Origin of the sequence: Klebsiella sp. D5A (assembly GCF_001620885.1) — a bacterium.
GTDB classification, from domain to species: domain Bacteria; phylum Pseudomonadota; class Gammaproteobacteria; order Enterobacterales; family Enterobacteriaceae; genus Klebsiella; species Klebsiella variicola.
The window spans coordinates 665256-680302 of the sequence record NZ_KV407481.1 but is presented as its reverse complement, the minus strand read 5'-3'; the positions used below and the strand labels follow the sequence as shown (position 1 = coordinate 680302).

Annotated in this window: 13 protein-coding genes; 7 read left to right on the top strand and 6 right to left on the bottom strand. The window is 58.9% G+C overall.

What is annotated here, in order from left to right:
* Positions 1–11: 11 nt before the first annotated feature.
* The 5 genes from AS136_RS03350 to AS136_RS03330 all read left to right on the top strand — a co-directional run bounded on the left by AS136_RS03350 (position 12) and on the right by AS136_RS03330 (position 4832).
* Complete coding sequence (locus tag AS136_RS03350) at positions 12–1532, top strand: amino acid ABC transporter permease/ATP-binding protein (RefSeq protein ID WP_012967389.1); 1521 nt, start codon at positions 12–14, stop codon at positions 1530–1532.
* On the top strand, positions 1533–2261 hold the full coding sequence (locus AS136_RS03345) for a class II aldolase/adducin family protein (RefSeq protein WP_004899997.1): 729 nt from the start codon (positions 1533–1535) through the stop codon (positions 2259–2261).
* A gap of 5 nt (positions 2262–2266) precedes the next feature.
* Positions 2267–3199, top strand: coding sequence for a 2-hydroxyacid dehydrogenase (locus tag AS136_RS03340; protein ID WP_049156154.1), 933 nt, complete (start codon positions 2267–2269; stop codon positions 3197–3199).
* A 60-nt stretch (positions 3200–3259) separates the two neighbouring features.
* On the top strand, positions 3260–4054 hold the full coding sequence (locus AS136_RS03335; protein WP_032731122.1) for an SDR family NAD(P)-dependent oxidoreductase: 795 nt from the start codon (positions 3260–3262) through the stop codon (positions 4052–4054).
* 157 nt (positions 4055–4211) lie between these two features.
* Entirely contained in the window at positions 4212–4832 is a 621-nt protein-coding gene (locus AS136_RS03330; protein ID WP_012540816.1) for a hypothetical protein, read from the top strand.
* A gap of 54 nt (positions 4833–4886) precedes the next feature.
* On the opposite strand, the gene AS136_RS03325 is transcribed toward AS136_RS03330, so the two are convergent.
* Positions 4887–5723 carry a transporter substrate-binding domain-containing protein gene (locus AS136_RS03325; protein ID WP_012967386.1) on the bottom strand — a complete coding sequence of 279 codons (837 nt, stop codon included), beginning with the start codon at positions 5721–5723 and terminating at the stop codon, positions 4887–4889.
* A 466-nt stretch (positions 5724–6189) separates the two neighbouring features.
* Between AS136_RS03325 and AS136_RS03315 the strand changes: the two genes are divergently transcribed.
* Positions 6190–6741: a fimbrial protein gene (locus AS136_RS03315; RefSeq protein WP_012540815.1), complete on the top strand. Its 552-nt coding sequence runs from the start codon at positions 6190–6192 to the stop codon at positions 6739–6741.
* 36 nt (positions 6742–6777) lie between these two features.
* Entirely contained in the window at positions 6778–7467 is a 690-nt protein-coding gene (locus AS136_RS03310; RefSeq protein WP_008806118.1) for a fimbrial biogenesis chaperone, read from the top strand.
* On the opposite strand, the gene AS136_RS03305 is transcribed toward AS136_RS03310, so the two are convergent.
* From AS136_RS03305 to exaC, 5 genes are all read right to left on the bottom strand, one after another.
* Positions 7464–8558: a fimbrial protein gene (locus AS136_RS03305; protein WP_008806119.1), complete on the bottom strand. Its 1095-nt coding sequence runs from the start codon at positions 8556–8558 to the stop codon at positions 7464–7466. The two genes, AS136_RS03310 and AS136_RS03305, sit on opposite strands and share 4 nt — an antisense overlap.
* 7 nt (positions 8559–8565) lie before the next feature.
* Positions 8566–11079: a fimbria/pilus outer membrane usher protein gene (locus AS136_RS03300; RefSeq protein WP_077265722.1), complete on the bottom strand. Its 2514-nt coding sequence runs from the start codon at positions 11077–11079 to the stop codon at positions 8566–8568.
* Between the two features lie 78 nt (positions 11080–11157).
* Positions 11158–11820, bottom strand: a complete 663-nt coding sequence (locus AS136_RS03295; RefSeq protein WP_008806121.1) for a fimbrial biogenesis chaperone — start codon at positions 11818–11820, stop codon at positions 11158–11160.
* A 194-nt stretch (positions 11821–12014) separates the two neighbouring features.
* On the bottom strand, positions 12015–12599 hold the full coding sequence (locus tag AS136_RS03290; RefSeq protein ID WP_016161669.1) for a fimbrial protein: 585 nt from the start codon (positions 12597–12599) through the stop codon (positions 12015–12017).
* A 701-nt stretch (positions 12600–13300) separates the two neighbouring features.
* Positions 13301–14821: an acetaldehyde dehydrogenase ExaC gene (gene exaC, locus AS136_RS03285; RefSeq protein ID WP_008806123.1), complete on the bottom strand. Its 1521-nt coding sequence runs from the start codon at positions 14819–14821 to the stop codon at positions 13301–13303.
* Between the last annotated feature and the right edge of the window lie 226 nt (positions 14822–15047).

The window sequence follows — 15047 nt, the reverse complement described above, 5'->3', positions numbered from 1 at the left end:
CAGGAGTCGGTATGGCGTTCGATTGGGGATACTTTTTTTCACTGTTTAGCATTGGAGCATTCTGGCAGGCGTGCGTGACCGTGATCGTGGTCAGCACCTTGTCCTGGGGGATCGGCCTGGTGGTCGGTTTTCTGTTAGCCTGCGCGAAGCTCTCCGCGCCGCGCTGGGTCAAGATCCCCGTCGAACTCTATATCTGGTTTTTTCGCAGCGTGCCGCTGATGGTGCTGCTGGTGTTTGTCTACAACCTGCCGCAGCTGTTTCCGGTGACCCAGCCGCTACTCGGGGTGCCGTTTATCGCCGGGCTGGTGTCGATGACCGTCACCGAAGCGGCCTATATGGCGGAGATCCACCGCGGCGGCCTGCTGTCGGTGGCCAAGGGGCAGAGCGAGGCGGGCCATGCGCTGAGCTTCAGCTTTATCGGCATCCAGCGGCTGATTGTTATTCCTCAGGCGTTTCGCATCTCGCTGCCGACGCTGATCAATGAATACATCACCATCATTAAGCTGAGCTCGATTCTGTCGGTGGTCTCCTTACCCGAGCTGCTGCTCACCGGCCAGCGCTTGTATGCGCAAAATTTCCTCGTGATGGAGACCCTGCTGGCGGTGGCGGTGTACTACGTGATGGTGGTTACCGTCTTCACCTGGCTGTTCCGGGCGCTGGAAAATCGTCTCGATATTCAGCGCAAGCGTCCGCAAACCCTCAGCGAGGCGGAATGCCAGGCGCTGCGCCAGAGCCTGCCGGCGCTGACGGAGGAGATCAAAACGCCGGCCGTCAACGGCGCGCCGCCAGCGCTCGATCTGCGGGGCATCCGCAAATCCTGGGGTCAGCATGAGGTGCTGAAAGGCATCGATCTGCAGGTGGAGAACGGGGAGGTGATCAGCATCATCGGCCCGTCCGGCTCCGGCAAAACCACCCTGATCCGCACCATCAACGCCCTCGAAAGCCTTGATGGCGGGGAGATCATTCTCTACGGCGAGGACTATCTGAAGGGCGGAGCCATCGTCGACAAACGCCAGATGCGCGCCGGGGTGCGGCGCATCGGCATGGTCTTCCAGAGCTTCAACCTGTTCCCCCACCGCACGGTGCTCGACAACGTGATGCTGGCCCCGCGCTATCACCAGCTGCTTGACCAGCCGGTCGCCCGCGAGCAGGCCCTGGCGCTGCTCGACCGCGTCGGCCTGCTGGCCCATGCCCACAAATACCCCTGGCAGCTCTCAGGCGGCCAGCAGCAGCGCGTGGCGATCGCCCGGGCGCTGGCTCTGAAGCCGGACATTATGCTGTTTGACGAGCCAACCTCGGCGCTGGATCCGGAGCTGGTAGGCGAAGTGTTGAAGGTCATTCAGTCGCTGGCCCGCGAAGGCATGACCATGCTGATTGTCACTCACGAGATGGAGTTCGCCCTGTCGATTTCCGACCGCGTGGTGCTGATGGAGAACGGCGTGGTGCAGGCCGATATCGCCCCGCAGGTGATCCGCAGCCCGCTGGAGGCCCCTTCTCTGCAACGAATCCGTGAATTTATGGGAGTACGCTAAATGGCAACTGAGCAACACCTGCGCCAGCAGTTGGCCGCCGCCTACCGGCTGGCGGCGCTGTTCGGCTGGGAGGATACCCTCTACACCCACTTCTCCGTGCGCCTGCCCGGCGACGGCGAGCCACGTTTTTTAATTAATCCCTTCGGCATGATGTTTGACGAAGTCACCGCCAGCAACCTGATCGTGGTGGATATGCAGGGTAAGGTCGTAGAGGGCGACGCACCGGCTAACTCGGCGGGCTTTACCATCCACAGCGCGGTGCATATGGCCCGGGAAGATGCCCACTGCGTGATCCACACCCATACGCTGCCGGGAATGGCGGTGGCCGCCTGCGAGGACGGCCTGCTGCAGCTTAACCAGATCAGCACCGAGTTTTACCAGCGCGTCGGCTACCATCCCTATGAAGGGGTGGCCTTTGACCTCGACGAACGGGCGCGCATCCAGCGCTCGCTGGGGAATAATATCGCCATGATCCTGCAGAGCCACGGCCTGCTGTCGGTGGGCCGCACCGTGGCTGACGCCTTTTATATCATGTACTACCTGAACCGCGCCTGCGAGATCCAGATGGCCACCGCCCAGCTGGCGGCCCTCAGCCCGATCCACACCATCGCTCCGCACCTCAGCCAGCACGCCTGCGAGCAGCTGATGGGCGTGGAGCATGAACGTCAACAGGTCTGGCAGGCGTGGCTGCGCCGTCTTGACCGTCTCGATACCTCTTACAAAGACTAACGCCTATGTCTGATATCACTATCGTTGTGGATTGTAACGACGCGGATTTCGCCCGCGATATTTGCGCCGCCCTGCAGCAGTTTCCCGACGTCACGGCGCTTCTGCCCCATCACCAGACGGCGCGCGACGCCCAGTACGCCAGCTGCTGGTTCCCGGACCCGCAGCTGCTGAGCCGCTCGCCGGGGCTGAAGCTGATCCAGGCCGCGTCCGCCGGGGTCGATCATCTGCCGCCCGCGCTGTTCGCCAGCGAGATCCCGCTGTGCCGGGTGATCGATGAAGATTTTCGCCACGGCATGTTCGAATATGCTCTGTGGAGCGTCCTGTGGTTTCAGCGCCATTTCGACCGGGCGCTGGCCCACCAGCGAACCCAAACCTGGAAGCTCTATCCCCAGCGCGCCGCCGCCGACTTCCATATCGGCATTATGGGTCTGGGCGAAATTGGCGGCTATATCGCTGACCAGCTGGCCCGCCTCGGCTATCGGGTCTCCGGCTGGTCGCGCAGTGAAAAGCAGCTGGCTGGTGTCACCTGCTATCGCGGCGAGGAGGCGCTCGACCACTTTCTTGGGTCGCTTGACGGGCTGATTAACCTCCTGCCGCTCACCGCGCAGACCCGAGGTATCCTCGCCGCGCCGCTGTTCAACCGGCTACCCGCCGGGGCGGTGTTGATCAACTGCGGCCGCGGGGAGCATATGGTCAATGATGATGTGCTGGCGGCGCTGGAGAGCGGCCAGCTCGCCGGGGCGGTGCTCGACGTCTTCCCGCAGGAGCCATTGCCGGCGGACGATCCGCTGTGGCGCCATCCGCAGGTGGTCATCACCCCGCATATGGCCTCTGCGGCCCCTGCCGAGGTGATCGCCCGCCAGTTGCTGGAGAACATTCAGCGCCAGCGCCGCGGGCTGCCGCTGAAGAACCTGGTCAATAAGCACGCCGGTTACTGATCCCCAGCCATACTGCCGCTGCTACGCTTAATGGGAGATCCACAACCAGAAGGCAGGAACATGAAGATTGATTTAGCGGGGAAAGTCGCGCTGGTCACCGCCTCCACGGCGGGTATTGGCTTCGCCATCGCCAAAGGCCTGGCGGAGAGCGGCGCAGAGATCATCATTAACGGGCGCAGCGAGCAGAGCGTGAACGCCGCCATCGCTCGTCTGCAAAATGAGGTGTCGGGCGCGAAGGCGCGACCCGCCATCGCCGACCTCAGCGACGCCGACGGCGCAGCCCAGCTGCTGCGGGCGGTGACCGGCGTCGATATTCTGGTCAATAACGCCGGGATCTATGGCCCGCAGGATTTCTACGCCACCGACGACGCGACATGGGACAACTACTGGCAGACCAACGTCATGTCCGGCGTACGCCTGTCACGGGGGCTGCTCCCGGCGATGGTCAGTAAAGGCTGGGGGCGGGTGGTGTTTATCTCCTCAGAATCGGCGCGCAATATCCCGGCGGACATGATCCATTATGGCGTGACCAAGACCGCGCAGCTGTCGCTGGCCCGCGGCCTGGCGAAATATGTCGCCGGCAGCGGAGTGACCGTTAACAGCGTACTGCCGGGGCCGACGATTTCCGACGGCTTTGCCGAGATGCTGAAAGACGACGTGGCGAAAACCGGCAAGTCCCTGGAGGAACTGGCGAAAGCGTTTGTCATGACCCATCGTCCGAGCTCGGTGATCCAGCGGGCGGCCTCGGTGGAAGAGGTCGCCAATATGGTGGTCTACGTCTGCTCGCCGCAGGCATCGGCCACCTCCGGTGCCGCACTGCGCGTCGACGGCGGCGTGGTGGATGATATTCTCTGACGCCCACCTCATTCAGGGGAGTCACCCTCCCCTGTCGCCTTCGCCGGCGCTAAACCGCGCAAAATGTTAAAAAAACGCGGCAAAGTCGCACAAAGTGAACAGGAACATGCATTCCCAAAACTTATGATATTTCTTTTAAGTATAAGTTGTGGTGTTAATGTCTCTGTTACGAAGCTTGCTATTCTTTCTCGGCGCGGCGGTCGCAGCCGCCCTCGCGGTACTCTGTCTGTGGGTGGATATTCGGGTGTTTGGCAACGACATCCCGGAGGTGTCGCTCACCGAAGTGGTGCAGGAGAGCGTGCTGGCTGTCATCGTACTGGTTCACTTCCTGCTGGCGCGAAAATATACCCACCTGCGCTATAGCAATATCCTCATCGGCGGCTTCTTCCTCGCCATGCTGATCCGTGAACTGGATGGCCTGTTTGATTTGCTCTCCCACGGCAGCTGGGTGTGGTTTGCCCTGCTGGCCACCGTAGGGTCGCTGCTGGCGCCGCTGCGCCATCTGCGTCAGACCCTGTCGCAGCTGGCGGAGTATACCCGCACGCCCTATTACGGGATGATGATCAGCGGCCTGCTGGCGATTCTGGTCTTCTCGCGGCTGTTCGGCATGCACGGCCTGTGGTACGCCGTGCTGGATGAGAACTACGCCCGGGTGGTGAAAAACACGGTCGAGGAAGGCAGCGAGTCGTTTGGCTATATGCTGTGCCTGACCGCCACCCTCGGCTACGCCTGCTACTTCCGCGGCCTCGCGCGACAGCCCCTGTCGCCGCAGCGCTAACCGTGGACGATAACCACCGCCGGACGCGTCTGCCGGCGGTGGCGCGCCGCCGCGTTAACCGCGAATTTTCCACTTCCGTTTGAGAACCTCTTTGTCCTGGCTATCCAGCCACTGGTTCACTTTCTCCAGCAGCGCCGGGTTATCCTTATTCATCATATACACCTTGTCGCTGGCGGTGCCGGCGAACGGTGTTTCGTTAGCAACGCAGAACACGCCGGGCTCTTTGCTTTGGTAATAGTCGCCTTCGATCAGGTCTGTCACCATCATATCGGCTGTTTTCTGCCGCAGCGCCTCCAGATTGTCGACGTTGTTCTGTACGCGAATGATCTGCGCCTGCTTGATATGCTCATCGACAAAGCTCTGGTTTGTGCCGCCAGGGTTGACGACCACCTTCACCTCCGGGCGGTCAATCTTCGCCAGCGAGCCGAGCCGCGGGGCGGCCTGGCAGTTGGCTAAGGCGATTTTACCGTTCGCCACTACCGGATGGCTGAGGGCGAAGTCCTTCGCCCGCGCCGGAGTCTGCGTCACGCCGCCCATCGCAATATCAAACTTGTCCGCCCGCAGATCGGCGGCGAGCGCTGGCCAGCTGGTGTAGACGAAGCTCACCTTCAGCCCCAGCGTGCGCCCGAGATCGCGGGCCATGTCCACGTCATAGCCCTGCAGCTCGCCGGCGGCATTGCGAAACGCCAGCGGGGCGTAATCGCCCGGCACGCCCACTTTCAGCTCACCGCTGTGCTCGATGGTTTGCATATCGCGCGCCTGGGCGCCGCAGGTCATTATCGCCAGCGTCAGCGCCAGCCCCACCGTCAGTTTCATCTCGCCATCCTTATCGTTATCGATTTTTCGCGCCGGGGTGATCGGTCGCTTATCAGTCAACACCATCCGCAGCATACGCCAGGGCATTCATCCTATTTTTAATCATCGTGACATACAACCCGGCAGCACGGTTGCCGATCGCAAATCTGGCGATAAAAAACAGCCCCCCTCCGGTGAATGATCCCTCATCTGCCGGGCGTAGCCTTACGTGAACGATCGTATTTTCCACCATGAAGTGGGTTCGAACACCTGGCAAAAAAGAGCAATAAGCTATTTCTAATGCATTGAATTAAAATAGCAATTTATTTTATCGAGCGATATTTGGCATTCAACTCGCGTTAATAACCGTCTTATTTACGTCGCAATTCCCCCACGCTACTATCCCGACAAAAGCAGCCCCTAAATAACAAGCCAGTTTATTTCCTGGTATTAATAAATTTGTCAGTCAGATGAATTAATAAAAAACATACCTGGCGTAAATAAGACTCATCAAAATAACGGCCCTGGCGCCAGCTTTACGGGCAATAGAGAAGGAAAGAAAATGAAAATAATCACGCTGTGTCTGGCGACGGTCTTTGCCGGGCTGGCCGCTGTCCCTGCACTCGCGGCAGAGGGCAAGCTGAATTTCATCGGCAAGGTCGTGAACGCCTCCTGCAAGCTCGAAGGGGTGAGCGACAGCGGGGTCATCGACGTCAGTATGGGCGCTATTCCGCTGTCGAGACTGAAAAACAGTCAGTCTGGGACCGGGCCGGCGGTCGGCATCGACATTCGCGTTAAAGATTGTGAGAAAGGCACTTACTACATTGTGGTTGACGGCCCCTCGCCTGCCGACACACCTGAAAACCGCGTGCTGGCGCTCGACGGCAGCGGTAAGCCGGCCAGCAAGGTAGGTATTCTGCTCACTGACCGCACGGGCACCCCGCTCAGCCTCGATGAACGCCTTGATCCGCAACACGATCCCCGCATAGAGATCCCGGTGGACGGCGGCTCCGGAACCTTCAGGCTGAACGCCTTCTATTACACCTGGGACAAAACCCACGCCGATCCCGGCGACGGCAATGCGACGGCCCGATTTACCATTATGCAGGAATAACTTCCCGGTCAGGGATGAGACGTCAAGGGAGTCCTCATGAAAACACAGCTGGCGGTTCTGCTCTGCGCAGTGACCTTTCAGGCCTGCGCCGGGATCACCATTAATGCCACGCGGGTGGTCTATTCCGGGAAAGAAAAGGTCGCCAGCCTGAACATTCACAATCGCAGCAGCACGCCTTATAAAGTGCAGATCTGGCTGGACGCCGGACTCAATACCTCGCGCGTCGGCCTGCCGATAGTGGCGACGCCGCCGCAGGTCTATTTATCGCCGCAACAATCCGCCCAGCTGCGCTTTATCTATTTCGGCGGCGGGCTGCCCGGCGATCGGGAAAGCGTGTACTGGGTCAATATCCAGGAGACGCCTCCCGCAGCCGTCGGCACGCATACGCTGCAATTTGTCGTCCGTACCCGCCTGAAGCTCTTTTATCGTCCGCCCGCCATCACCACCACCCTCGCCAGAGAGGTGCAAAAGCTGCAGTGGCAGCAGAGCGGGAATCACCTGCGCTTTACCAACTCAGGCCCACTGCATATCACCCTGGTCAACGGGACGCTGATCGATAATAAAGGCCACCTCTCGCCGATGAGAAACGTGATGCTCCGGCCATACAGCAGCCATACCGTGATGACCACCGACAGCACTCGCCTGTACCAGCTGAACTATATCGACGACTACGGCGCGGTGGTGCCCATCCCTCTGCAGAATGCCCATGCGCCAGCGTCAGGCTAGTTATACTCCAGGGCGAAGGTCACCATGCTGTTGGCCGTGCCCGCCCCCACCGTGGCGTCAGTTTGCACATACTGGGCGTTAAAATTGATCGCCTCGGCGGTCCCGGCGTTTGTGCCGGTCACCCTTTTCAGGATCGGCAAGTTGCTGGCCTCATTGATCTTAACGCTGGTGCCATCAGAGACCGCCGCGCCGGGGTTATTGCCGTAGGTCAGCTTCACGCCGACGCCGCTGGCGCTGTTGCTGGCCTTGCTCAGGGCCAGGGTATCGCTCTCCACGCTGACGCCGAAAAAGCCGATGCGCACATCGGTCGGCGACGGGCAGAACACCGGGATCGAAAAGCGCTTCGCCTGGCCGCCGGTGCTCCCTTTACCGTGAAACTCCGCCCGGTTTACCGTGCCCAGAGTGACCTGGATCGTCGACGTCGCTACCTGACAGCTGCCGCTGCTGCCGATGTCCACGTTCAGGGCCGCCATATCGATACTGACCGGCGCGCTGGCGACATAGCTGGCGCTCCCGCTGGCCTGCTGCTCAATGGTCATCTCCCCCACCTGCGGCAGCGACGGCGAGTTGGTGTGCGTCCCGTCCGCCAGCTGCACCGTCCCGGTTTTATAGAAGGTCACCGCGATCCTGACCGTGGTTTGCTGCTGCGTCATCAGCGCCGGAAGCATTGCGCTGTCGCACACCACCACCGACTCGCCGCCCGCGGAGTGGCTGCCGTCGATAGCGCGCATCGGGCCGCCCGCGCACTGAAAGCTGAGCGAGTAACCGATGCCGTCGATGGCGCTGGGGTAGACGTGCTGTCCGTTAATCACCACCGGCGAGCCGCCGGTTTTCAGTTGCTTATAGACGATGCGTTTGGCGCTCGCCGTCGGCAGCTGCAGGTCGCAGGAAAAGGGGATCCCGCTGCCGTTATCCGCCATCGCGCTGGTCATCTGGGTATTGACCGGCAGCGTGGGTAAATATTTGATATTGGGAATATTGACCGTGGTCTGGCCGATATTCGCGCGGCAGGTTTCAGCCCGCACGCCGGGGAGGTAACCACTCAGCGCCAGCAGAAAGAGAACAGGAAGTAGACGAAAAACAGATTTCATAGCCGCCTCAGCGTGTCTGGCACAGCCCGGAGACGGTTTTCACCGTATTCAGACTCTGCTGTGGGTTATCCGGAAGTTGAAAATGCAGCGTGCAGCTCTGCGACTGGTTGTTAACGACCCAGCTCACCGCCAGGGTCCCCTCCTGCGGCACGCCGCTGAGGTACACCTGCCCACCGTCAGCCACCATGCCGCCCGGCGCATTGCCGCTCTCCTCCGCCGTGACCAGCCGCGCGCTGGCGCCAAACGGCAACGGCCCCTGGGCATTGCGCAGGGTAAACAGCACCCGGTTGCCAATGTGGGTCCGGTAGTTGGCCATCACCACCGCGCCGCCGCCGGGGATCACGGTCTGCCCCTCCTGATCGACGTCGGTATCGTCGGCCATCGACTCTGTGTCGAGGGTAATGACATTTTTTCGATAGGCGGTCAGGGATGGCACCACGGCATAGCCGCGCCAGTCGGTGTGCACATTGTTGCCGTTTTGTACCGCCACCCCAGCGGCCCCCGGCGCGCGGACGATGGCGAAGCTCTCGCCCACCGTCTGGCCGAAGGTGACGCCGTGCGGATGCGCGACCACCGAGCCGGCGCCTCCCCAGGTCAGCTGGTTGCTGGCGGCGTCATGACGATAGCCGAGCTGGGCGTTGCCGAAGCCGCCGTGGTAATCCAGCGCGACGCTGCTGTTGCTGCCTCGCCCCTGGTTGCCATAGCCCTGCTGGACCGAATAGAACAGATTTGGCCGCGTCGGCACCGCGCCATACAGCGAGACCTGCTGCGAGGTATAGCCATTGCTGTCCGAGGTGGTGTTATAGCTTACCGCGCTGTCGGACAGCGGGCCGCCCAGCGGGATGTTGATATTAAATGACCAGGAACGGTCATTTTTTTCCTGATTGCTGGCGCGGGTGTAGTAATAGCCCACGCCCCAGGAGATCCCCTTCCAGGCGCTGTAGAACCCGAGGTGTACCGTCTCATCCCGGCTCTGCCGGTGCCAGTAATCCTGCGACCAGGCGGAGATCGCCAGACTGCCGAGGCCGCCAAGGCTTTGTGTCACCGACAGCTCTTCCCGGCGACGCCGGTTGTCCACCTGCCCCTGCGCGCTTTCCAGCGCGCTGGCTTCGGCAAAATCGTAATAGCCGCTGGAGGAGTAGCGGTAGCTGGCGAGGCTGAATGAGGTCCCCGAGCTGACAAAATCTTTCTGATACTGGGCGCGCAGCGAATGGCCCGCGTAGCGCTTGCCCGACGGCGTGCGGGTGATGGCCTGGGTCACGTCGCCTCCCAGCGATCCGAACTCGCCGAAACCGCGCCCCAGGCCCAGCGCCCAGGACTGATAGTCCTGGGCCAGTTGCGTACCGCCGTAGAGAGTAAATCCCGCCGACAGACCGTAGAACAGGGTTCCCTGCAGGAATTCCGGCGAGCGGACGGTATCCGCCCCCGAATGGTAGCGCCCGGCGCTAAGGCTGAATTTGCCGCGCCCTTCGCGCAGCATAAAAGGAACTGCGGAATAGGGCTGAGTAAAAGTGCGCACCGAACCATTGCTCTCGGTCACCTTCACCTCCAGATCGCCGCTCTGCGAGGTGGGGTAAAGATCGCTGATGGCAAATGCCCCCGGCGACACGAAGGTTTCGTAGATCACATACCCGTGCTGAGAGACGGTCACTTTGGCATTGCTGTGCGCCACGCCGCGGATGGTGGGGGCAAAGCCGCGCTGGCTGTCCGGAAGCATCTCATCGTCAGACATCAGCTGGACGCCGCGAAAGGGGATGCTGTCAAACACATCGCCGGTGGTGTAGGTATCGCCGATCCGCAGCAAGCTCTTCAGCGAGCGGACGTCGCGCTGCAGCCAGGTGCTCTGGGTATCCCAGTGCCGGCGCTGCTGGTCGTACTGCATTGAGGAGACGTTGCGCAGCCGCCAGGCGCCCAGGTTCACGCCGCTGCGTAAATTGAGGTAGTTTGAGCGGCTGCTCTCCCCGTCATCGGCGTTCTTTATTTGCGCGCCGGAAAAATAGTAATCGACAAACGCGGCCGGCACGCCATCGTCCCAGCGCGAGGGATCGACATAGCCGCGGCTTTGCACGTTCATCGCCGCCTGGGGAATACTCAGCGTCAGGCGCTGGTTAGCAAAGGTGAACCGACTGCTGGCGTCGGGAATAAACTTCTCGATCCGGGTGAAGGTTTCTCCTTCATGCAGCGTTTGAAAGGCGGGAAAGGCGCTGACGTTGACCCCATAATCCGCCAGCTGACCGGGCGTCAGCACCGGCTGCAGCTTCCCGCCATCGTCAACAAACGTAATATCAGCCTGACCCAGCTCCTGATCGTTAACCACCACGGTGACAGAGTAAGTGCCCGGCTGCTGCCCGCCGGGTTTGGCGAAGTAGTGCAGGTCGGAGGTTTGCTGCTGCGGGTCGGCAAACTCCAGCGCCGCCGGATCAAAATAGTCGTCGGCCAGCGCCCGGTTCAGCGGACTGAGACAAAACACCATCGTCGGCACCGTCGCCAGCGCCAGCGCCCGTCCTGCGGTCAATGGCATTGCGGCATACTCCCGCACCTTCGCTGTTGTTGTTCTTTTCATGCTGGCGCCGTCCGGTCATGTCATCGCAAAAGGGAATTACTGCTGGGCGAAGTCGCTGACGCCGCCGTAGTCGTTAATCGCCCGCCATTTGACGGCGCCGTGCCCGCTCACCGGCCACGTTTTCTGGCCGAACGGAGCCACCATGCCAGGTTCGTCGATGCTCTGCCCGCCCACCGCGACGGAGTAAAAAGAGACAAAATAGGGAGTGGGGTTTGCCACCGTCAGATGACCGCCGGACTGGGTAAACTTCAGTTGCTGCCAGGCTTTTGCCGGGTCGCCTGCCAGACCGTTGGGGCGATAGAAAATTTTGAATTTCGACTTAATATTGACCTGCAGCTTATTCACCTCGCCCTGCGGCGTCGGAGAAATACTTTTGACGTTCAGCCAAAACACCGACTCACGATCGCCGGGCAGCGAGGCGCCAATAAAGTTAATACGCAGAACGTTATTCTGCTCCGGATCGAGACGGAACAGCGGTGGGGTCACAATAAAGGGCACCTTGCTCTTGTCATTTTCCGCGTAATTTTCCACCCACGACTGCACCAGATAGGGCGTATGGGTATCGGCATTGGTGACTGAAATAGCGGCTTCACGCTTCCCTTCCTGATAAATCACACGGGTTCCACCCATGACAATACCGGCCTGCGCTGCCGTGGAGCACAGCAGAAAAGCCGCAACGGCAATTATTTTCTTCATCATTAATAACCATCAGGTAAAGGTTGAACAGACAATAAAATAAAGCTGTGAATAACAGAGCCAGTAACCATTGAGATAATTAGCAGGAACAACAATACCGTCACGAATATATATCGCGACTGCTTCGCCATTAATGTTTCAACAAACTGCTATGGATCCTGACGCAATGGACTGGCTCTGAATAACGCGCAATATGCTTAGTTATAAATCATATTGAAATTAGCCGTACCGTTGGCGTCACCTGCCGTCACGGTCGCCCCGGTAGAGACATAATCGGCGTAAAACTCGAGGTCGGCAGAACCGGTGCTGCCGCTGGAACCCGGAGTGACCGCTTGTTTGGCGGTCGTTTTACCGAGGCTAACCGCCGTCGTCTGATCATGCTCATACAGCTTAATCGCTACGCCGCTGGCGCCGCCGCTGTTGATGGCCAACAGGGAGGTATCCGTCTGTTCGCGCGCGCCATCAAACAGCACAGCGACCGTCGTCACGCTGGCCGGGCAATCTTTGACTTTGATATGGAAGGATGTTTTGGTGGTTTCGGAGCCGGTACTGGTAAAATAGTTGCTGGCCCATTTGCCCAAATCCACCGTCTGGCCGGTTGAACCGCTGTCGACGTTGCAGGAGCTGTCGGTGATTGACCCATTGAAGTTGACCTGCCCGCCGGCGCCTTGCGCACTGGTTCCTGAGTTTGGATTAATCGTGTTTGCCGCAGTCGCCTGGAAGGTTACGCCCGAAACCAGCGCGCCCATGAGAATTGCCATAATACGAAGTTGGGTTTTCATTATTTATCTCATCGTTAACGAATATATCGCACAGTCATCGGCAATAGCGCTTGGCTATCGCGAAGCTGCTCATCAGTTCCTCCTTGTAAATGTTCATTGCGTTCCTTCCGCAGGATAGTAGGCACACGCCCTCTCGCTCTGCTTTATTCTGTCAAAAGGTGAAAATTAATAAAAAACAGAAGCTAAAAAAGTTATTTTGGTGTGCGAAATAAATATATTACCGCACCTACCAAAAGGCAACCCGGCACAATGTTACGAATAAGTTAATGATTATCAGAGGCATAAAATTTATTTTTGAAATGCCTTTTCAATGTTAATTTACATATCTATACAAACGGCAATAAAACACTTTCAAACAACAACAGATCAAAACCATTAACAAATTTAAAGATAATTACTCAAAAAGTTGTCTTATTTTATTGTGCTTCCGATCGACAGCACAGGAAAATTAGGAATTTTCCTGGTATTAATATTCATCATTTCTACATAAATGAAGCACAAGTGTCCGCCTCACTGCGCATAATTTCTTGTTGTGGAACCCTTTTTATTTTCAAGTGAAAGATATTACATCAGCCGTGTGAATGTGTTGGTCATGCCGCTCAATAAAGCCGGCTAAATAGCAGGGTTATTTTGCAGTTAAAAAAAATCCGCAACCCGGACGGATTGCGGACAGAGGTTGTAACAGAAGCGCGGGGTTGTATTTAGAACAGACCCAGCGGCGCGGTGCCGTAGCTCACCAGCAGATTTTTGGTTTGCTGATAGGCATCCAGCGCCATCTTGTGCGTTTCCCGGCCAACGCCAGACTGTTTATAGCCACCGAACGCGGCATGAGCCGGGTAAACATGATAGCAGTTGGTCCATACGCGGCCGGCTTTAATCCCGCGGCCCATGCGATAGGCGAGGTTGGTATCCCGCGTCCAGACCCCGGCGCCAAGGCCAAACTGGGTCTCATTGGCGATGGTCAGCGCTTCCGCTTCGTCCTTAAAGGTGGTCACCCCGATCACGGGCCCAAAGATCTCCTCCTGGAAGCTGCGCATATCGTTGCGGCCTTTAATCAGCGTGGGCTGAATATAAAAACCGTTATCCAGCGCCGGCGCGATAGCCGCCCGCTCGCCGCCGGTCAGAATTTGCCCGCCCTCTTCCCGCGCAATCTGAATGTAGGAGAGGATCTTATCGAACTGCTGGCGGGAAGCCTGCGCGCCGATCATGGTGTCGGTATCTAACGGGTCACCACGGCGGATCTGCGCCACCTTCTCCATGACCCGCGCCATAAAGGGCTCATAGATGGATTCATGGATCAGCGCCCGCGACGGGCAGGTACATACCTCCCCCTGGTTGAAGAAGCCAAGCACCAGTCCCTCCACCGCCTTCTCAATAAACTCCTCTTCTCCCTCCATTACGTCGGCGAAGTAGATGTTGGGCGATTTGCCCCCCAGCTCGACAGTGCAGGGGATAATATTTTCCGCCGCGCAGGCGAGAATATGCCGCCCGACCGGCGTGGAGCCAGTGAACGCCAGCTTGGCGATACGCTTGCTGGTGGCCAGCGCCTCGCCCGCCTCTTTGCCGAATCCCTGTACCACGTTAAGCACCCCGGCCGGGAACAGATCGCCGATCAGCTCCAGTAGCAGGGTAATGCTCAGCGGCGTCTGTTCAGCCGGCTTGAGCACCACGCAGTTACCCGCCGCCAGGGCCGGGGCCAGCTTCCACGCGGCCATCAGCAGCGGAAAGTTCCACGGGATAATCTGCCCGACCACCCCCAGCGGTTCATGGAAATGATAGGCCACCGTCGTTTCGTCAATCTCGGCGGTGCTTCCCTCCTGGGCGCGCAGGCAGCCGGCGAAGTAGCGGAAATGGTCCACCGCCAGCGGCAGGTCGGCATTCAGGGTTTCGCGGATCGGTTTCCCGTTGTCCCAGCTCTCCGCGACGGCCAGATACTCCAGGTGCTGTTCAATACGATCGGCGACCTGTAGCAGCAGCCTGGAGCGCTGCTGCACTGACGTTTTACCCCACGCCGGCGCCGCACGGTGAGCGGCATCGAGGGCGAACTCAATGTCTTTGGCGTCCGAGCGGGGAAACTGCGCAATGTTGCTGCCGTCGACCGGGGAGGTATTCATAAAGAATTCACCGCTCAGCGGCTCGACAAATTTACCGTCAATGAAGTTGCCGTAAGCGGATTTAAATGAAACCAGGGCGCCGGGCTGGCCAGGATGTGCATAACGCATCGCAAATCTCCTTCTGTAGGGTTGAGACGCAGCGGCATATTGATTTTTTAAACTTGCCGCCGAACGCTTCTCACTTTGCAGGGGTTATGCCAGTTTTTTATTGCCAACAATTTATATTATTTATTAATGAGTTAGGATTATTTATTTACCAGGCTGGCAGGCGCTGTCGCACAGATGTCCACTTCTGTGTTGCAAATCGCAACACCAAATAAACCAAATGGCTACA